The 18,769-nt window shown below is 65.9% G+C and carries 17 protein-coding genes; 6 read left to right on the forward strand and 11 right to left on the reverse strand.

Annotated elements, in window-relative coordinates:
• Positions 1-7: 7 nt before the first annotated feature.
• From AB5J62_RS40575 to AB5J62_RS40585, 3 genes are read right to left on the reverse strand one after another with little or no spacing between them, the layout of a single operon-like run.
• Positions 8-208, reverse strand: a complete 201-nt coding sequence (locus AB5J62_RS40575) for a hypothetical protein (protein ID WP_091288431.1) — start codon at positions 206-208, stop codon at positions 8-10.
• The gene (locus AB5J62_RS40580) at positions 205-1,092 is read right to left on the reverse strand and encodes an SPFH domain-containing protein (protein ID WP_370945325.1); all 888 of its coding nucleotides are present in this window, start codon (positions 1,090-1,092) and stop codon (positions 205-207) included. The genes AB5J62_RS40575 and AB5J62_RS40580 overlap by 4 nt, the downstream gene beginning before the upstream one ends.
• Positions 1,093-1,128: 36 nt before the next feature.
• Positions 1,129-1,773: a rhomboid-like protein gene (locus tag AB5J62_RS40585; protein WP_370945326.1), complete on the reverse strand. Its 645-nt coding sequence runs from the start codon at positions 1,771-1,773 to the stop codon at positions 1,129-1,131.
• Between the two features lie 233 nt (positions 1,774-2,006).
• On the opposite strand from AB5J62_RS40585, the gene AB5J62_RS40590 reads away from it, so the two are divergent.
• Positions 2,007-2,522, forward strand: a complete 516-nt coding sequence (locus AB5J62_RS40590; protein ID WP_370945327.1) for a serine/threonine protein kinase — start codon at positions 2,007-2,009, stop codon at positions 2,520-2,522.
• 86 nt (positions 2,523-2,608) lie between these two features.
• On the opposite strand, the gene AB5J62_RS40595 is transcribed toward AB5J62_RS40590, so the two are convergent.
• The 4 genes from AB5J62_RS40595 to lanKC form a co-directional block, all read right to left on the reverse strand.
• A complete protein-coding gene (locus tag AB5J62_RS40595; protein ID WP_370945328.1) occupies positions 2,609-4,351 on the reverse strand; it encodes an ATP-binding cassette domain-containing protein in 1,743 nt (580 codons plus the stop codon).
• Positions 4,348-6,015, reverse strand: a complete 1,668-nt coding sequence (locus tag AB5J62_RS40600; RefSeq protein ID WP_370945329.1) for an ABC transporter ATP-binding protein — start codon at positions 6,013-6,015, stop codon at positions 4,348-4,350. The genes AB5J62_RS40595 and AB5J62_RS40600 overlap by 4 nt, the downstream gene beginning before the upstream one ends.
• Positions 6,016-6,125: 110 nt before the next feature.
• Entirely contained in the window at positions 6,126-6,275 is a 150-nt protein-coding gene (locus tag AB5J62_RS40605) for a SapB/AmfS family lanthipeptide (RefSeq protein ID WP_370945330.1), read from the reverse strand.
• A gap of 37 nt (positions 6,276-6,312) precedes the next feature.
• Complete coding sequence (lanKC, locus tag AB5J62_RS40610) at positions 6,313-8,868, reverse strand: class III lanthionine synthetase LanKC (protein ID WP_370945331.1); 2,556 nt, start codon at positions 8,866-8,868, stop codon at positions 6,313-6,315.
• A gap of 453 nt (positions 8,869-9,321) precedes the next feature.
• Between lanKC and AB5J62_RS40615 the strand changes: the two genes are divergently transcribed.
• From AB5J62_RS40615 to AB5J62_RS40630, 4 genes are all read left to right on the forward strand, one after another.
• Positions 9,322-9,678 carry a hypothetical protein gene (locus AB5J62_RS40615; RefSeq protein WP_370945332.1) on the forward strand — a complete coding sequence of 119 codons (357 nt, stop codon included), beginning with the start codon at positions 9,322-9,324 and terminating at the stop codon, positions 9,676-9,678.
• Positions 9,671-10,060: a hypothetical protein gene (locus tag AB5J62_RS40620; RefSeq protein ID WP_370945333.1), complete on the forward strand. Its 390-nt coding sequence runs from the start codon at positions 9,671-9,673 to the stop codon at positions 10,058-10,060. The genes AB5J62_RS40615 and AB5J62_RS40620 overlap by 8 nt, the downstream gene beginning before the upstream one ends.
• Positions 10,061-10,606: 546 nt before the next feature.
• Positions 10,607-10,927: a hypothetical protein gene (locus AB5J62_RS40625; RefSeq protein WP_370945334.1), complete on the forward strand. Its 321-nt coding sequence runs from the start codon at positions 10,607-10,609 to the stop codon at positions 10,925-10,927.
• Entirely contained in the window at positions 10,924-11,565 is a 642-nt protein-coding gene (locus tag AB5J62_RS40630; protein WP_370945335.1) for a hypothetical protein, read from the forward strand. Before AB5J62_RS40625 ends, AB5J62_RS40630 begins: the two co-directional genes overlap by 4 nt.
• On the opposite strand, the gene AB5J62_RS40635 is transcribed toward AB5J62_RS40630, so the two are convergent.
• From AB5J62_RS40635 to AB5J62_RS40650, 4 genes are all read right to left on the reverse strand, one after another.
• On the reverse strand, positions 11,551-12,798 hold the full coding sequence (locus AB5J62_RS40635; RefSeq protein WP_370945336.1) for a hypothetical protein: 1,248 nt from the start codon (positions 12,796-12,798) through the stop codon (positions 11,551-11,553). The genes AB5J62_RS40630 and AB5J62_RS40635 overlap by 15 nt on opposite strands.
• Positions 12,795-13,958 carry an ImmA/IrrE family metallo-endopeptidase gene (locus tag AB5J62_RS40640; RefSeq protein ID WP_370945337.1) on the reverse strand — a complete coding sequence of 388 codons (1,164 nt, stop codon included), beginning with the start codon at positions 13,956-13,958 and terminating at the stop codon, positions 12,795-12,797. Before AB5J62_RS40640 ends, AB5J62_RS40635 begins: the two co-directional genes overlap by 4 nt.
• Positions 13,959-14,413: 455 nt before the next feature.
• Positions 14,414-14,956: a hypothetical protein gene (locus tag AB5J62_RS40645; protein WP_370945338.1), complete on the reverse strand. Its 543-nt coding sequence runs from the start codon at positions 14,954-14,956 to the stop codon at positions 14,414-14,416.
• Positions 14,957-15,258: 302 nt separating this feature from the next.
• Positions 15,259-16,689 carry a Fis family transcriptional regulator gene (locus tag AB5J62_RS40650; protein ID WP_370945339.1) on the reverse strand — a complete coding sequence of 477 codons (1,431 nt, stop codon included), beginning with the start codon at positions 16,687-16,689 and terminating at the stop codon, positions 15,259-15,261.
• Between the two features lie 185 nt (positions 16,690-16,874).
• Here AB5J62_RS40650 and AB5J62_RS40655 point away from each other — a divergent pair, with 185 nt between their 5' ends.
• Entirely contained in the window at positions 16,875-18,761 is a 1,887-nt protein-coding gene (locus AB5J62_RS40655; protein ID WP_370945340.1) for a hypothetical protein, read from the forward strand.
• Positions 18,762-18,769 lie beyond the last annotated feature (8 nt).

The following is an 18,769-nucleotide window of genomic DNA, read 5'->3' on the forward strand; positions in this document are numbered from 1 at the left end:
ACATCCTCTAGTCAGAATCCTTCGGCGGCCTGCCAGGACCTCGCATCTTTCCCACATCCTTCGGCAGCCTGCCCGCCTCCGCCAAAGCCCGGCGGAGCAGGAACTCGAGATGCGCGTTCGTGCTGCGCAGCTCGTCACCCGCCCACCGGGCCAGCGCGTCATGTACCGCCGGGTCCAGGCGCAAGAGGATCTTCTTGCGCTCCGTCACTGGTACAAGGACCCCGTGTTGACGACGGGCTGCGTGGAACGATCACCACACAGCACCACCAGGAGGTTGCTGACCATCGCGGCCTTGCGTTCCTCGTCCAGCTCGACGACCTCCTGCTCGGACAGGCGCTGCAGCGCCAGTTCGACCATACCGACAGCGCCTTCCACGATCTTGGTCCGCGCCGCGACGACCGCGCCGGCTTGCTGCCGCTGCAACATCACCTGGGCGATCTCCGGCGCGTACGCCAGCCGGGTGATGCGCGATTCGATGATCTTCACGCCTGCCGACTCGACGCGGGCGGAGATCTCGGCCGACATCTTCGCGGTGATCTCTTCGGCGTTGTCGCGCAGCGAGAGCTTGTTCTCCTCGTGCGCGTCGTACGGGTAGCTGCCCGCGATGTGCCGCACGGCCGTCTCGGCCTGGATGGCGACGAACGCGCCGAAGTTGTCGACCTCGAACAACGCCTTCGCGGTGTCCTCGACCTGCCAGACGACCACGGCCGCGACCTCGATCGGGTTACCGTCGGCGTCGTTGACCTTGGCCTGCTCGGTCTCCAGGTTGCGGATCCTGGTCGAGATCGGCCGCCGGACGGTGAACGGGTTGACCCAGCGGAGCCCGTCGGCGCGGATGGTGCCCTGGTAGCGGCCGAACAGCTGCAGCACCTGCGCCTGGCCGGGCGCGACCATGGTCAGTCCCCTGGTGCAGAACAGCGCGATGGCCGCGATCACCCCGCCGATCACGGTGGTGGTGATGGTGATCTGGGCGGCGATCAGCAGGCCGGCGCCCGCGATGACGAGGATCGCCAGCCCGAGCGCCGGCAGCCCCGGCATCCCGCCTGCCTGGCGTTCGTGGATCTGCGGGCGTGGCATCGAAACCTGGGTCATGTCTTCTTCCCCTCAGTCGGTGATAGCAAAGTGATATCACTTTTTCGGGGAACGCGCGAGCCAGGGTCCGCAACAGAGGAGCCCGAAGAGCGCCGCGATGGCGTGACCGGCCAGCGTGATGATGGCTTCGAGGCTCGACGGATCGTCACTCAGGTAGATCACCACCACGAACAGGCCGAGCCCGGCGACCGCGAGCGCGCGGCGGCGTGCGAGCAGGAAGACGAGCGCGCCCGCCGTCGTGAAGAAGCCGTAGCTGACGCCGATGTCGAGCCAGTGCGCGTCGGATCTCGGCAGCAGGCCGGCACTGATCCCCCACATCACCGGCAGCTCGGTGAGCAGCGTCGCGAGCACGTGTCCCGCGAAGAAGACCCCGGCCGTCCGGCGGGCTTTGAACCGGCGTTCCAGCGGCGCGACCAGCACGGCGAAGATCAAGAAATAGGGCAGCCAAAGATCACCGCCGACCCACAGCGCGCTGGCGAACAACGCCAGGAACGGCCGCCGCCAGAGGTTGTGCGCGTCGGTGCTGGAAAGCGTCAGCAGCTTCGAGGTGAGCGTCGGATCGGCGAAGCGCACCACGAGCGTCGTCGCGAGCAGGACGACGAGGTAGCCGAAGGTGAACGGGGTGCCGCGCGGCGTCGGAAGGAGCTTGGACAGGCGCGGGCGTTCCAGCTGGTCGAGCACCTGTTCAGCGTGGCTGCTTCCACTGTGAATCCACTGTGATGTCACCCAGCAGGCGGACGGTAGCTGTGGGGCCTATCACGCACCGGCACAAGGACTAGTTATTCTTCCCCCGGACGGGTGATCTGGGATCTTGGTTAATTTTGTCCTAACTACTCCCGCGACCCGGTGTTTTTCGATAAAAAGGCGTATTGCGCCCGCAGCAGCGATGACCCGTCGGCTGGAAAGGACTCCGCGTGAAGCACGAGGTGTCGGTTTCCGAGTTGCTCGCGCGCGAAGGCTGGGCGCAGGTGCCACCCCCGCCGCCGTCGCGGTCACGCTGGCGGGTGATGGCCGTGATGGCCGCGGTGATCATGGGCTGCGGCACGGCCGCCGTGCTGGTCGGCCTCGGCTCGGCAGCCGAGCAGGCCGACAGCAAAGAACACATCACCATGGTCGAGATGCCGTCGCGCACCTCTGGGGTGGCCGGCGGCGACACGACGCAGACCACCGAGACGACCACGACGGACGACAACCCGTCCGGCGCGGGCCACGGCTCGTCGCCCAGCAGCACTCACTCGACGTCGACCAGCAGCTCGGCCACCACGACCTCGACCCCGACGAGCGGCACGCCGACCACGGGCTCGACCAGTCCGCGCAGCGACGACCCGTCGACCACCGGCTCGCCGACTCCGTCCTCGCCGAAGCCGCCGTCGAACCCGCCGCCGACGCCGACCACCAAGCCCTGCATCCTCTGGCCCCTGTTCTGCTGAAACCCGGGATAAAGCGGGCTTTACTCCGCGGGATAAAGCCCGCTAAATCCCCGGGAGTAAAGCGGGCTTTATCCCGGGTTGCCTGGTCAGCGGGCGAGCGGGACGCCGGTGCGCGGCCGGGGACTGGGGCTCGGCGCGGTCCAGGCCTGCATCATCTCGGCGTAGCGCGGCGAGAGCCTTAGCAAGTCCTCATGGCGGCCTAGAGCGGTTTCGCGGCCGTCCATGACCAGGACGCGGCGTGCGCGCAGCGCCGACGAAAGCCGGTGCGCGATCACGAGCAGCACCCCGCCGCGTGCGGCGAAAGCCCGCTCGACCCGTGCCTCGGCACGCGGATCCAGATTGGCCGTCGCCTCGTCGAGCAGCACGATCCGCGCGGGCGTCGCGTAGACCCGCGCGAGCGCGAGCAGTTGCGCTCCACCAGCGGAAACGCCTTCGCGGCCATGGCCGATCTCGCCGTCCAGCCCGCCGAGCCGCTCCACCAGATCACCGGCGCCGACGGCGTCCGCGGCGTCGAGCAGGTCGTCGTCGGTGGCGTCCGGCGCGAACAGCGCCAGGTTGTCGCGGACCGTCCCGGCGAAGACGTACGCCTCCTGCGGGATCAACGCGATGAGCCGGTGCCGCAGCTCGGCCGGGGTGTCACGGACCGGCGCGCCGCCGAGCAGCACTCGGCCCTCCTGCGGTTCGAGCATGCCGGTGATCAGCCCGGCCAGTGTCGACTTGCCGATACCGGACGGGCCGACGACCGCGAGATGGTCGCCGGCGACCAGGTCGAGGTCGAGCCCGCGCACGATCGGCTCGGCGTGTTCACCCCAGCCGAAAGTCAGCTCACGCACGCTGACAACGGCGTCGGAAGGCTCCTCGTCACCGTCGACCGGCTCGGGGATCTCCGCCGTCTCGGCGAGCCGTCGTAACGCGACCAGCAGCCTGAGCACGACGGTCGCGGCCGTCGCGGCGAGCCCGCGCAGCGCCGGCTGCATGGTCGTCGCCAGGTAGACGAGCGCGCCGAGCGCCGCGCCGGCGGTCAGCGTCCCGGCCGTGACCATGCTCGGCGCGACCAGCAACGCCAGCACCAGCGGCAGGAAGGCGCCGATCGAGATCACGAGCGTCCGCAGCGCGCTGGACCTGGCGACCGCCATCGCCGCGGCCGCCTGCGCGTCGACCGAGTTGTGCAGCGCCATGACCGCGGTCGCCTCCGCGCCGCACGCGACGACGTCACGCATCCCGGCGAGCGTGGTGCCCGCGGTCTCGGCGGTGCGTTCGTCGGCCAGCGCGAGCGCGCGCTGACGCCGTGCCAGCGAAGGCAGCAGGCAGGCGAAGAGCACGATGGAACCGAGCACCGGCGCCGCGACCAGCCAGGCGAGTCCACCCGCGACGGTGAAGAGACCGGCGAGCGCGGCGAACGTCGTCACGATCATGCCGCGCGCCTGCACCAACAGCCCGGCGGTCGCGTCGCGGACGACCTCGACGTGCTGGGTGATCCGCGCGACCCCGCTCGCGTCCGGCTGGTTGCGCGGCGGCGCCGGATCGTGCAGCACCCCGCGCACGACCGCCTCGACCAGCGCGTCACGCAACGGTTCGACGACCTTGCCGAGCTGCTGCCACACCAGCCGCGAGCCGATCGCGCCGAGCAGCGCGACCACGCCGAACACCGCGAGCCAGGTCATGCCCGTCAGCGGATCGCCGACGCCGAAACCGCGGTCGACGGCCAGCTCGACCAGACGGCCCGAGTAGAACGCGGGCACGCCTTCGAGCACGGAGCAGCCGAGCAGGATCAGGCCACCGCGCCACTGCTTTCCCAGCGCGGAGCCATACAGCTGGTGGACGCTCACGAGTCGTCCTCCGTGAACACCGCGCGATATCCCGGTTCACGCATCAGCGCCCGGTGCGGCGCGACCGCGCGCACCCGGCCGTCTTCCAGCCAGGCGACGAGGTCGGCGCGGGCCGCCGTCGTCGCGCGATGCGTGACCACGACGCGCGTTCGGCCCGGCAACGCGCTCTCGATCGCCTGCTCGACGGCCGCTTCGGTGACCGTGTCGAGGCTGGCCGTCGCGTCGTCGAGAATGAGGACCTTGGGGTTGTGCACGATCGCGCGCGCGAGGCCGAGCCGTTGCGCTTCCCCGCCGGAGAGCGGGGTTTCGGTCAGCGGGGTGTGATAGCCGTGCGGAAGCCGGACGACGACGTCGTGCACCTGCGCGCGGCGGCAGGCGTCCTCGACCGCGCCGTCACCGGCCCACGAGCCGTAGCCGACGGCGTCGGCTACGGTGGCGCCGAGCAGTGCCGGCCGCTCGAACGCGTAGCCGACGACCGCGCGCAACTCCTCGGTGCGCAGCTGGTCGAGCGCGACGCCGTCGAGCAGCACTTGGCCACGATCGGGCGGCCGCAGCCCGCCGAGCACCTCGACGAGCACGGACTTGCCGGAACCGGACCGGCCGACCACCGCGAGATAGGTGCCGCCGAGCACGGTCAAGTCGAGTTCTTCGAGCGCGCCCGCGACCGTGACCTGGTGCAATTCCACGGTTCCCTGGCCGTTTCGCGGCCGTTTCGTACCCGGTTCGGGCACCGGGGTGCCGAAAACCTCGGCGAGCCGCTCGCCGCACGAGCGGGCGCGCGCGAGCGTGGTCAGCAGTGGGATCCGGGTGATCATGGCCATCCCGAGCGCCACGTAACCGAGGGTGGCCAGCACGTCGCCGATGGACAATCTGCCTTGCAGCACCCCGAATCCGGCCGCCGCGAGCGCGCAGATCTCGACGGCGGGGATGAGCAGCGACGACCGCCAGACCATCCGCGCCTGCGTGCGCCACATGCCGCGGCCCGCGCCGCTCAGCTCGGGCAGCGGGCGGAGTACACGGTCGGACTCGCGGTCGGCGATACCTGCGGCGGCGATGGTGCGCAGCCCGCCGACGGCGTCGAGCAGCCTCGCCGCGATCTCACCCGAGACCTGTTGGTAGGTAAGGACATCGTCGGCGGTGTGCTTGAGATGGGTGCGCGCGAGCAGCAACGCGAACGGGATGCTGCCGAGGAACACCACGGCGAGTCGCCAGTCCAGCAGCGCCAGCAGGGTGATCGCGCCGCCGGAGATGAGCACGGCGGTGCAGAGCTGGATGACGATCGAGGCGATCGCGCCGGCGCCGGTGCAGTCGCTGGTGAGCCTGCTGATGGCGTCGCCCTCGGCGAACGGGGAGCGGGTGCCGAGCGCGAACAGCCGATCCGTGAGCTTGCGGCGCAGCCAGGCGGTCCCGGAGCTGGTGACCTTGATGGACCAGATGCCGCCGAAGACGTCCGCGAGGATTTCGGCGGCGCCGAGCGTGAGCAGCCACAGGACTTCTGGCCAGCTGGGCCTGCCGGAGACGGCGGCGTCCACGGCGGCGGCGAGCGCTCCGGGCAGCAACAGCCCGGCCGCGGTGGCGACGAGCGAGGCGAAAACGATGAGGAAGAGGCGGGTCCGATCGAGCCAGGCGACCTCGGCGAGCAGGCGATCACCGGGTCCCGTCATCTGAGAACCTCTCAAGAAGGTGCCGTTAGGCTTTTACTTAAAGCAGAATGAAGGCGCGGGAGCGGCGCACTTGGCCTGTGCCGCTCCCGCGCCGGTTACCTAAGCCAGGATCAGTGGCAGGTCAGCAGCGAGATGGTGCTGTTGGTGCAGGAAGCGAGCAGCGACAGGTTGCTCGGCTCGCCGCCGCCGTGGCCACTGTGGCCCATGCCCTCGGAGAGCTCGGGGGTGTCCAGGGCCTGCAGGTCGAGAACGAGTTCCATGATGGTTCCCTTCGTTGATCCTTTTTTCCACCGGCCGTCATCGACCGGTAGTTCGTGGGGACGGGGTGCCGCTGAAGAACGGCAGCACGGGTTTCCCGTCCAAAGTGGCCGCGAGCGCGAGAAGCACGCCCGCTCCACCGGTGTTGAGATCCATCGACAACCGGAGCAGCTGGTTGCCGGGGAAGGCCAGCCCACCCTGGTACGGCAGCGCGTACCAGGACAGCCTGGACAAGTGCAGGTCGACGGCATCGCGTGAGCCGCCGGTGGCGTCCATGGCCAGCGCCGTCATCAGGCCACACCGGCCGAGCACCAGCCCGGGGTGGATGACGAACTCGCCTCGGCAAGCCATCCGAAGGCCGGGCAGGCTTTCGGCGCTTTCCGAATCGGGCGCGTGTCTGGCCAATTGTTCCGCGACCATTAGAATACCCGCGCTTCCGATGCCGACATAAGGCAGCGTCCGCTTTTCACCGTCACGGACCTGAAGTGATCCGTCGTCGGTCGTCGCGCATTCTTCGAGATCGCGTTTCAAAGCTTGGTCGGCGAAGGAGAGCCAGGCCTTTTCGCCGGTCCGTTCGTACAGCCGGATGAACAGCAGAGCCGATCCAGACCAGCCGTTCATCAACCCGGCTCGACCGAATTTTCCTGGTGGCTCAGCGACTTCCAGTGCTTCGGCAAGCTTAACAGCAGTGTTGAGTGCCTGCCTGCCGAACTCGTTGTCGCCTCGCGTGGTCGCGAAATGAAGCTGGGTGAGACCGATACCGGCGAGCCCGCCTTCGAGCGCGTGATCCTTGGTCTCGTCCACCATTTTCGCCGACCACGCCAGCAGTTCACTGGCCTGCTCGGAATACCCGAAGTTTTCGAGCACATACGCGATTCCGTGCGTTCCGTCATAAAAACCAGGACGGTTCGGCGGTTCCCGGTTGAGCGACTCGATCAGCCATTTCTCGTGCTCGGGATACCGGCCTGCCCCGGCGGCGTCCAGCGCGTGGAGCACGCCGGCGGCGCCGTACCCGAAGCACGCCCCACCGACCCGGAACTGCTCGATGTCACCAGGGAAGAGCCGGTCGTGCCGTTCGGGTGTCGCGCTCGCGAGGATCGCCGCGGCGATCCGCTTGCGCACGACCGTCCAGTCGGGTTCGGACTGGTCGAGCTCGTTGGCCACGCTGACCGACGGCTCGGCGTCCTGCCTGGCGAGCCCCTTGAGGATCACCTGGCCGTACTCGTCCGGAAGATGGAAGCGCCGGAGCACGAAGTCGACCAGCGACGGAAGCTTCGCGGGCAGCAACTCCAGCAAGGTGTTGATCGGCAGGAACATCCAGAGCCGGAGCGCGGCGAGCGCGTGTCCGTCGATGTCGAAGCCGGTGCGATCGGCGGGTGCCCGGAAACCCGGCGCACCGAGCGCGGGCCGCCCGGAGCTGGCCACGTCGAACGCCATCTCGAAGTCGATGAGCGAGATCGCGTCGTCGTGCTCGCTGTCGATCATGATGTTGAGCGGATGCAGGTCCCCGAAGACGATGCCACGCTCGTGAATGGAGCCGACCAGCGTCTCGACGGCGTCGATCACCTTGAGCGCGCGGTCACGGTAGTCGAGCAGGTCCTGTTCGGACTTGTCCCGGCGGGTGAGCGGATAGTTGCGGGCGAGCCAGTTGCCCAGCGAGTCGCCCACCACGTACTGCATGGCGAGGAAGTGGTGTTCCCAGACGGTGAAGTGCTCGTACACCTCGGGTATGCCTGGGATGCCGGCTAGTCGCTCGAGCACGTCCTTCTCGCGCTGTAGCCGGGTGACGGCGTCGATCAGATCGCGGTCGAGGCCTGCGTGCGGGCGGGCCTCCTTGACGACGACCTCGTGCCCGTCCGACTTGCGGTCGGCGACATAGACCCCGCCGCCGTTCGAGAAGTGCATGGAGCTTTTCACCTGATAGGGGAATTGCGCGGGATCACCGCTCTTGCGCGCCGCCAAGTGCGGCGCGAGGCAAGCAGGCAGCTCGACCCAATCAGGGAAGGAGAAGGTGGGCTCCCGCTTGTCGGGAACCAATGTGCCATCCGGTCGCTGAATGGCGAGCACGCGGCTGCCGTCCTTCTCGACCCACTGCTCGGTATACCCACCGTAGCGCACATAGAGCGGGCCCTCCGCGTAGCGAAGATCGCTCAGGATATATGCGCCGTGCTCACCCTTGAGTTCCTGGGAAAGATCCACAAGAAGGCGTTCGAGCTGGTTGTTGTCCACCGGATAAATAGTGATCAGCTTGCCACTGCCCTCACGCGGGGCGTATTTGGAATTGCGGGCGAGCAGGATACCCTTGCTGCGCAGGTGCTTGAACGCGATCTCGTGCTCGACGCAGTACGCGTAGACCTTCGTGAGCACCCGCTCCGCGTTGTCCAGACCAGCGGAGATGTGGATTTTCCAGCCCTGCGAAGGCAAAAACTTGGCGTCCGGGTCCAGCGTACGCCAGATGCCGCGGTCGTACGACGTCCACCCCGAGGCGGGCAACGGCAGCAGGGCGGCGTAATCCTCCTCCGGCGTCCCGGATTCTCGCTGCTCATCGAAGAACAACGGATCCGCGAAGCAAAACGCTTCGTACCGGAGATCCATGCCAGCCCTTTCCCGCCCCTTAGCCAAGCGGTCAGTGCCGCTCGATGACGAGGAATATTCCCGCACGCCGGGGGCCGCCGGGCCAATCCGCCAACCCGGGGGTTCAGTTGGGCTGATCAGGGTAGACAAGAATGCCCACTACCCATGAGTACATTGCGCTCAGTGATAAATGACAGATCCACAACCACCCAGACGGGGTGTAACAAAACGAAATCAAACGACCATCAGGCCCATACAGTCATAAGGAATAACGGGATACCGAATTGACAGCACGCCATTAAGCCCGGTTTGTGATTTATTTACAGCATAGCGTCTAACCTGCACGTACAACCTCCCATGCCACTGCACGAGAAGACGCCCGCGCACGCAGGCGAACGCGCACGCCGGCGGTCGGCCACCGAAGGCCATCCGGCCTAGTAGTACTTTGACCCCGAAGTGGCAAATGGAGGAACTGTGATCCCGGCTTTCGCGGTGACGGTCGCGCTCTGTGCAGCACTGGTTGCTGTCTGGAGTTTCGTCCAATCCGCCCGCAACAAGGCCCCCGACCGGGCCCTGCTCGGCGCACTCGCGGTCGTCGAGATACTGCTCATCGCCCAGCTCGTGGTGGGCATCGTGCTGCTCATCGGCGGCCAGCGCCCCGCGAGCATGGCCACCTACCTGGCCTACCTCATCGGTTCCCTGCTGGTACTGCCCGTCGGAACCGTCTGGGCGCTCGCCGAGCGCAGCCGGTCCAGCACGGCCGTGCTGGGCATCGCCTGCCTGGCCATCCCGGTGATGGTCCTCCGACTGAACGAGGTCTGGCATGTCTGAGCAAACCCGCGTGACCGGCGGCTCCCGGGTACTGGTCGCCGTCTACGCGATCTTCGCACTGGCCGCCACCTCCCGCGCCGCGGTCCAGATCACCACTAAGTACCACGAAGCCCCCCTCGCCTACCTCCTCTCCGCCTTCGCCGCCGTCGTCTACGTCGTCGCGACAGTGGCGCTCGCCCGAGCCTCCTGGTGGCGCGTGGCACTCGTCGCCTGCGCGGTCGAGCTGATCGGCGTCCTGACCATCGGCACCCTCAGCGTCTTCGACGCGGCCGCGTTCCCCCACGCCACGGTCTGGTCCGCCTACGGCCAGGGCTACCTCTTCATCCCACTGGTCCTGCCGGTCATCGGCCTCTGGTGGCTCCGCCGCACCCGCCGCACGTAACCCGGTTGACCGCCCGGTAGGCTTGAGCACACGGGTCGTTAGCTCAATTGGCAGAGCTGCGGACTTTTAAACACCTGGCTTCCATAACGCTTTATCGGCGATTTCCTGGCAATCTGCAACCTGCCTGTTGATTCTCTTTTTTGACCTGGCAAATCCTCCTACTTGCGATTCGCGCAGCGCTCCATTGGTGCTCCCGTACCGCTGGGTTGCCGGATGGCCTCGCCGCACGTCTTACCCCTGGTCAGACTGGGTCTGAATCGGCGTCACGCAGGTCGAGATCTGGACTTTGCCGCCGCGCATGGTGCGGCGTTTGCCTATTGGCGTGCCAGTATTCGAAATGTTACTAAGTCGCCTGTCCCGAGCTGGCCGATGAACGTTTCAGCTGGGTTGGGTTTGTCGAGTTTCGTTGCATGTCTCAAATTGTTTCGGGCCGCATTTCGATAATCGACAGGAGGGGCACAGTCCAGATCTTCCAGCGACCGTACCTGGAGTCACTGTTGTCCAGGAACCTTGATTCGTGATTCGCGAATCGCGTATGCTGGGCGCGTGTCTTTGGCGGACTGTTCTCCTGGTCGTCGCGTGTCGGCGGCGGTGTTCGGGAATCGGCACAAGCTGGAGTTGCTGTTGGCGTTGGCGCAGGCCGGGGATCAGGGGGTGAACCTGTCGGCGCTGTCGGATGAGCGTGGGGTGTTCACGAGCGTGTATTACGGGCCGATCCGGGACCTGATCGAAGTGGGGTTGGTGGAGAGGTTGGGCCGGATGCCGGGAGATCGACGCTGTTGGTATCGGCGACGAGAGAGCACGCTGTGGGATGGAGTCCGCGCCGTTGCCGTGGACCTGGCCGAGTTTGAGGTGGATGAGTCGTGAGCCGCGTGGGGGTTGCGGAGGCAGTTCGTGCCGCCGTGACGAATACGCGCGCTTTCAGTGAACTCGAGTCCTGTCCAAGCGCTCGGGTTCGACTGTTCGGAGCGGCCGCGGGGATCGCCTACGTCCCGGACGCCGTCGAGGTCGCGCGGCGGGAAACGATGGGGATAGGCGCGATCACTCAGCGCGGAGTATTAGACGCCTTGATGGGGCTACCGGTCGGCGTCCCGGTGAGCGAGGCGGACCTGAACGGTCGGGAACAGCAACTGCTGCGCCGAGCACCGGGCGGGATCGTGGAATGCGACGCTGGCGGCCGTTTGGTGCGTCGCGCGATCGCGCCGATGTCGGTGCGGTTCGCGTTGGTCGCGGCTTCGACCTGGCGGGAAGGGTTGCGGAAGGCGGGTCGGTTCGCGCCATTCTGTGCGCGGGCGATGCTACTGGCGACACCGCCGGCTGATCTTGAGGATGCGCGGGCACAGGCGTCGTTCTACGGAATCGGGATCTGCGTGTTCAGCGCGGGAGAGCTACAGGTACTGCAGGACCCGCAGCCGTACGTGCGTCAAACGCATACGTCGGCGCACTGGTGGTTCGCCGAGGAGATCTACCGCCAGCTGGAGCTGACGGCTTCACCGGGTGCGTGAACGCTTCGTCGTCGGCTGGGTCGCGGACAACCAGGCTGGAAGCTCGGCCCACGCGCGGAGTGTGTCGGGCGGAGTGAACCCCTCGGGCTGGTTGATCTGGATGTTCACAACGTCGGTGTGGGTGATCGCGCCGGCGCAGCGATTGCGCCACCAGGTGGCCCGGTCTGCGAGGGTGCGCCGGTTGAGTAGATCCTCGATCCAGGATGCCCAAGTGCACATGCTGTGCTGGTGGGCGAGATTGCTGTCTGCGCGGTCGAGGAAAGTCGTAAGGGCGCGGCCGCCGCATGCGGGGCAGTCACAGATGGGTGGGCGGATAGCGTCGGCGAACCTGGTGTGCAGGGTGGAACCCTTGTGGAAGGACATCAGGTCGCCGAACAAGACGCTGGGGGACGTGTCGTCCTTGTTGGCCCGCGCGAATTGGCCGAACGGGATCATGTGGCGGAGGCTACCTCCGCTGCCGATCGAGGTGGCGAACGCGCCGTGGCTCATGACGTCGAACCCGGTCAGGTCCGTGCGGAACACCGCGATGTCGCCGGCCTCGGCGATGAACCTCCGGAGGTTGACCACCGCGGCTTTGTAGCGCTGCATCGGGTCGAACTGACCGCCGAGGAACACGGCCTTGGGCATCGAGAGGCCGGCCAGAACAGCGATGAGGTGCTCGATGTGCTCGTCGGTGAACCAGGCGACATCGAGCGGAGCGCTGAACATCACGTCATCGCCCTCGAGCTGCCCGGCGATGTCGACCGCGGCCCGCAGCGCGTCGCTGTCGCCGGCGTAGAAGTATCCGGTGGGAGTGAGGATGACGTCAGCGTCGCAGTCGCGTTGCCGTTGCAGCTCCTGCTCGAGCGTCAGGCCGAACATCCCGCCGTCATCGTCGGAAGTCAGCACGAACGGGATGTCCTCGGTGGCGGCGGCCTGGGTGTAGCCCTCGGGATCGATGAGTATCGGCCGGTCGAACCGGGTCTTGCGCAGGTGCTTGATGGCGGTGGCGGCTCCGCTTCCCCGGAACACCAGTCCCCCGACGCTGCTGGGCAGCAACGGGAGAAGTTGTCGGCCGATCGTCCAACTGGTGTGCAGCAGGATCCGGTCGGTCAGCATCCCCGCCGCTCCGGCGGGTTTCGCGGGCGCGGTCTGCCCGGCGAGGGCGCGGAGAGCGACTTCCCGTTCGGCGATCCGGTCGCTGGACGGCCGCGGCTCGGGTAGAGAGTCAGGTACGACGGTGTTGTCAGTCATCGGGTTACCTCACCCACTGCGGACGACAAGGAACGAGAAGCTGTCCCTGTACTTGGAGCGGGACAGCGCAGATATAGGTCGGTGAATTCGCGCGGTGACAGAAGTGCCCGGCCGGCCAGCTCAGCGACGTCGCGACCCTGTTCGAAATGCCAGGTAAGCATTGAGGCGACGGCGGTGGGGATCTCGCTCTCCAACGTGCCAGGTTCGCTGGTGCGGTAGCCGAGGCTCGACATCTCGACCGCTAAGCCCCGGTACTGCCAATCGCTGAGAATCCCAAGGGTGTGAGCGCGGCGCAGCAACGCCCACATCGACACTTTCCACCGCGCTTTGAGCGCCAAGAGCCGTGACATCGTGACCTGGCCGCGTGCCAGTTCCGCACGGATGTCGCGCGCCGGCATCAGCAGCTCGGCGGCGAAGCTGTTGGCCTGCTTCTCCTGCTCGGGATGTGGGACCTCGTGCATGACCATGTGCCCCAGCTCGTGGGCCAGGGTAAACCGTTGCCGTTCGGCCGGGGTGCCGACATTCAGCAGCACGAGGGGATCCTCGCCGCTAGGGGAACAACTGACCGCGTCCACCGGCACGGACTCGGTCCCGGAATCCAGCGGTACTGGTGCGACCAGCTTGCGGTAGGCGACCAACGCGCCGGTCTCCTCGGCCAACTCCACCACCGAGTCGAGTGGACCACCCGAGCTGGTCCACTCGGCCCGCAGTCGACGTGCGGCGTCGGCGGGGGTGGTCAGCGCGTCAACGGCGATCTTCGGGATCCCCTTACCTGCCGGACGAGGAACATCGCGCAGCAGAGCGTGCAGCTGAATGCGGGTCAGGTTGAGGACCGCGTGGATCCGTTTGAGATCTCCTGCTGAGGCCGCCTGCTTTTTTCGGTGATGCACCAGTCCGGCGCCTGCGCCGAACTCTTGCGCGGTCACGCACAGTAGCTCCACCGGGTACTCAAGGGTGCGGGCATGCACCTTGAGGCGCTCACCGGACACTGCCAGCCGACCCGCTTCGGCGCGACTGATGTAGGCCTGGCTGATCTTGCTCCCTGGACCGTCGAGCGCACTCATCGCCGCGGCGAGTTGCCCCTGCGTCAGCGACCGCGACTCACGGGCGAGCACCAGCATCCGGGGCTGCGCGACGGCGTCCTTGCTGGTTCCGGTCACGCCACACCTCCGCCTCTCCCTCAAAAAGATACCAGAAAATATTCAGTGATTCATGCAAGGGTGTCGGTTGAGCGATAAAACGCCAATTCAGGCAGGTGTACGACGCTAGTGCGGTGGATTAGTCGGCACGGAGCTGGACGGAGACGCCGGGGCGAACAAGTTCGGCCGTCGCGTCTTGCGCGGGTGGCGAGCAGGACACATTCCGGCTCACCGCGACGCGAACGCACAGCTTCGATTCAAAGAAGAGGTTGCAGCAATCCTGCGAAGTCCATTCATTACCCAGCTCTACCTTGAGGTGACCGGGTCGACGTTCGGATCGTTAAGATTTGCAACCGCAACGTTAACCATTGCCTCAGGCTGATTCGACAACTCATTAGACTCAGCCTGAGACATGCGCCAGGCTCTTCCATGGCGCATGTCGAGCTCCACATTCGGCGGCTCGCCTAGCGCCTTGGTCAACGACGCAAAGATGACCAGATGGCGAACGCTCGATCGACCTCGTCAACCAGTTCGGCCAGCTTCGGAAACTCGTCGTCAATCATATCCCAGTCGCAGATCAAGGAGCCATCTATCAGCGCCATCCAGGCATCGCAGAAGTGCTCAATCGATTGGCGAATATGAACTTCATACATAGTGGCGTGTCGCCCGAGCCGGTCGCTCCGCTTCGCCTCGATATCCTCCTGCAGAGGGGGCATACGCCGCACAAACGGCGATGGCACTGGATTGGCGGACCGATCCGGATGCATTACCTCGACTCCACGGTTGTGCAGCCTTGAGGTGCGAAGATTCAAGCTCTCGAAGTCACTCCGGTCCACAGTGTTTGATACCTTACGAAAATCCTCGACAATCCATCGGATATCGCCGCCCGAATTGCCATCATGATAAGCAGTGAACCGGGCGATGATCCACCTAAGCTGATCTGAAACATTCCTGAGCTGAACGCCTCGCTCCTGCCATGAAACAAAGAGGGTGTCGAGATCCTCAATCTCGTCGTCCATTTTACCAAGCGACATGTATGTCCTCCAATATTTAGAACACATCTGCGTGCTATCGGTTCGCTTCTCAATCAATTTATGCCTCGCGCAGTACCCTACCGGCCACGGCGATACCCTGAAGAAAAACGTGGTAATTGGCCGCGGCCTGTTGGTCAGCTGCTGGTACACAAGGGCCCGAGCGGTGAGGGAGTGAAACGCGCAGTGCGGCGTCCACAGCCGGTCAAGCTGCGAAGTCTCCTCTGGTAGTCGGCGTGGCTGATGCGGGCGGTTTGCCACCGATCGTGGCAACCCGCCCGCATCCCCGGTCACGCGGCACCGTTTGCCTCGGTCGTGCTGACGAGTTCCGGGCCAGTGGCCTGGGTCCCGGCCAACGCGACCTGCGCCTCATCAAGCAGACGGCGGACGGCTGAGTTCAGGGCTGCACACTCACTGTCGATTTTCGTCGCAGATTTCTGGATCGTGGCGGACAGCTTCTTGACTGAATCGATCTTCACTAGGTGGTTGAGGGCCTCTGCGATCTTCTCTTCGGCCGTGGCGACCTGATGGACGCCCTTGCGGCTCGCCGTCGCGATGGCGGTCGTCCGCAGAAGCATGACCACGGTGCGCAGGAGGTCGGGGGCGTCGTTGTCGGGGTCGAAGGCCATCACGAGCCGCTGGGCGCCAATGACCCGGAGGATCTGACCACCGTTCTGGTCAATGGTGCGGACAAGTCCGAGCGATGCGACAGCATCCCGGTTGCGCTCGGTTTCACCGAAGTAGTCAGTCCAGCCAGCGCGGGCCGAGTCGGTCATCTCGACGACCACCCGAGCGGTGCCGTCGTTCAGACTCAGTACACCGTCGCCCTTCTTGCAACGAGGCAGTTGCCCGGTGGTCGTGCTGGTATCGATGTAGTCATCGCCGAGTCCTGCGGCGATACCCACCAGCACGGTGTGTACCGAGCCGGCGTAGGACTCTCCCTTGATCGGCGTCACCTTGGCGAGGGCAGTCGTGGCCTGCCGGACGCGCATCGCCGTCGACATCTCTTCGATCTTGCTCGTCAGCTCGGAGTGCTGCTTGACCAGCTGCTGGGTGAGCAGCACCTGCTGGGCGGTGAGCTCTGCCGCGTGTTTGGCCATCGGCGAGGTCGGGTCGGATGGGTCGAACTGCTTCGCGGCCTTCGTTAGCAATTCTGCGGTTCCCGCACTCACCTTCGCATCGAGGTCGGCACCGAACTTGTCGAGCACCGGCTGGAGGCGCTCGACCAACTCCGGGCTCTCACCAGCGAAGATTCGACGCAACTCAGCATTCAGGTCCTGTTTCGCCGTCGTCACCGCCGTGGTGAGTTCCTTGCGATTGCGGGTGTCAGCCTCGGTGATGGCCGTCTTGGCGTCGCGTGCCACCGCCATGACGGCTTCGGACGCTTCTCGCACGGCTTGCGCGGTGATTTCGGCCGCCTTGGCTGTGGAATGAGCGGTCTTGTCTCCTACGTCCTTGAGCATCCGTTCGAATGCCTGGGCCTCTTGGGCTTGGCCGGTCACACTCAACGCATGGGCGCCGATGCGTACTGCCTCGGTGACGTAGTTCGTCAGGTCGGCCTGTGCGAGTGTGCCGGGGTCCTCCACCAGTGGGCCGCGTGCACCAGAGATCCACCGTTGGGCCTCACGCGCGACCTCGCGGTCGTGGATGGTCAGTCGTTCGACGACAACAGCTGAAGCATCGTCGTCGAAGTGGGCTGGATGTGCGATGTGCTCGGTCAACGTTTCTCCCGTGGTCTTGCGCCGCCGATAACCGGCAGCTCGTGGCCACAAGACTCGCCTCGCCTGGCGGTTTGGTGAAGCGAGAACGTAGATAAGCAGGGTTATCACTCGACAGTGTTACAACGGAGGCCATTCACTCGATACTCTGCGTAAGACATCGAGGGTACTGAGGGAGGTGCGCTGTGATGGGTGCCGCGCCCACGTTAACGCTGCAGGATGTCGCGAATCTTGCTCATGTCCGCCGCCCTGTCGTGAGCATGTGGCGCAAACGACCAAGTGTCCGCGGCCAGTACGTGCCCTTCCCCGACCCGGTCGAGGTTTCGGGCGGAATGGAACGGTTCCGCCGCGAAGACATCGTCGAGTGGCTCGGACGCACCGGTCGGGGTAACAACGCAGAAGTCAACCTCGACGCCCCAGCGCTGAGCGTTCCCGACGACGTAGCCCTGGACGAACTTGTCATGTGGCTTTGCTTCGCGGCACTAACAGGGAAGGAACTGACGGAGACGACAGCGGAGCAACGTACCGCGCTGGCACGCGATGTCGACCACGACGACCGGGTGCTACTTCGGGAGGTCGTGGGGTCCGAGCCGGAGACCTGCACTCTGCGGTTCATCGACGACCTGGTCGAGGCGTCGTACAGCGCCAGCGAGGCGCTTGAACGTCTGGAACAGGGCAGGGCAGCGCGAGCACGCGGTACTCGCGACCTCACCTCCGAGGCTGTCAACCTCGTTCACGCGGTCGCTGACGCTTGCGCACTCCATCTCGACCCCGAGGGGGTGCCGTTGGTTCATACCGGACCCGTTTCGAGCCTGCCCCTGGCACTTGCCGAGACCTTCGACCACCTAGTGGTATCTGGTGACGCACCGGCGTTGCGGGACATCAGACGCAGATCGACGATTCGAGGTATCGAGACTGCCGACGATGCGACAGCGCCGAACGTCCGCCTGCTTTCTACTCTCGGCAGGCCCACCAACGAGATACTCGATCGGGTCGACAACCTGGTGCTCGAACTCAGCGAAGGTGAACTCGCAGTCATCGTCGGCCCGGCTGGTGTCCTGTGCGACGAACTTCAAGGAGCGGACGAGCGACACCGAGCGCAGACTCTCCGCGCGGAGAGTCTGGTGATCGCCCTCCGCCTTCCCCGAGGAATGTGGCGCGAGGCGCACCGGCAAGCACTAGGCTTGTGGGTATGCGCGGCAGGCGGCTTCACCCAACTGCCACGGGTTGCCGATCTGGCTGCGTTCGCTCCTGATGAGCTCGACTTGGGCGACCTTGCCGCCGACGTGAACGGTGCGCTGGCTGCGCCTCATGGCCGTGCCTTCCGCTACCTACGCCCGCATGATCTCCCACCGATCCTGAGCTCCCGCACCGCTGTCGTGCCCCGTGGGGTACGAGCCGTGAGGCTGGCTACGACGGAGATCGAGCAGCACACCGCCCTGATCAACGCGGCCACCTTGGTCACGAGTGAGCCGATCCGGCCCTTCGACATGCTGGTCGAGCGTGCTCCAGGGGCTATGTTGCTGCGTCGGCGATCGCTGGGTGAGTTGAAGGAGCTGGGACACGTGCGGGTGCTGCGCGGCAGCCGGGTCGATCCCGAGCACAGCGACCCCGCCGGGTCGATCGCGGTCCTGTCCGCGACCGACTCGCCAGGCGTTGTGCGGCTCGACCCGTTCGATGCGGCGCGACTGTATCCCCGCGCGGCCCGCACCGAGCCCGGAGATGTGGTGTTCGCGGAACGCCCCCGCCCAACCGCACGAGTCGACGACCACGGGGGATCATTAGTGGCTTCGCCATCGAAGATTCTTCGGATCAGTTCGCAAGCCGGGATCGGCCCGCACGCGGTGGCGGCAATCGTCAACCGGTTGCCGAACGATGTGACCGAGTGGCAGACCTGGAACGTTCCCGTCCTCGACACCACCGAGGTGGAACGACTGGAAGAGGCCCTTGGCGCTGCGGCGGTCCACGAGTCGACGCTGGAACGGCACCTGGTCGCGACGCGAAATCTCGTCGCGGCCATGATCGACGGGGTTGCCGCTGGCGCGGTAACTCTCACGACACGGACAACGGAATAGGAAGGTCA

The sequence above is a fragment of the Amycolatopsis sp. cg5 genome (assembly GCF_041346955.1).
Taxonomy (GTDB): Bacteria; Actinomycetota; Actinomycetes; order Mycobacteriales; family Pseudonocardiaceae; genus Amycolatopsis.

What these genes read in the sequence shown, in the direction of transcription:
- AB5J62_RS40655 (WP_370945340.1), top strand. Translation starts at nt 16,875, where the DNA reads ATGGGTGCCGCGCCCACGTTAACGCTGCAGGATGTCGCGAATCTTGCT.
- AB5J62_RS40620 (WP_370945333.1), top strand. Translation starts at nt 9,671, where the DNA reads ATGTCTGAGCAAACCCGCGTGACCGGCGGCTCCCGGGTACTGGTCGCC.
- AB5J62_RS40645 (WP_370945338.1), bottom strand. Translation starts at nt 14,956, where the DNA reads ATGGACGACGAGATTGAGGATCTCGACACCCTCTTTGTTTCATGGCAG.
- AB5J62_RS40635 (WP_370945336.1), bottom strand. Translation starts at nt 12,798, where the DNA reads ATGACTGACAACACCGTCGTACCTGACTCTCTACCCGAGCCGCGGCCG.
- AB5J62_RS40580 (WP_370945325.1), bottom strand. Translation starts at nt 1,092, where the DNA reads ATGACCCAGGTTTCGATGCCACGCCCGCAGATCCACGAACGCCAGGCA.
- AB5J62_RS40600 (WP_370945329.1), bottom strand. Translation starts at nt 6,015, where the DNA reads ATGACGGGACCCGGTGATCGCCTGCTCGCCGAGGTCGCCTGGCTCGAT.
- AB5J62_RS40605 (WP_370945330.1), bottom strand. Translation starts at nt 6,275, where the DNA reads ATGGAACTCGTTCTCGACCTGCAGGCCCTGGACACCCCCGAGCTCTCC.
- lanKC (WP_370945331.1), bottom strand. Translation starts at nt 8,868, where the DNA reads ATGGATCTCCGGTACGAAGCGTTTTGCTTCGCGGATCCGTTGTTCTTC.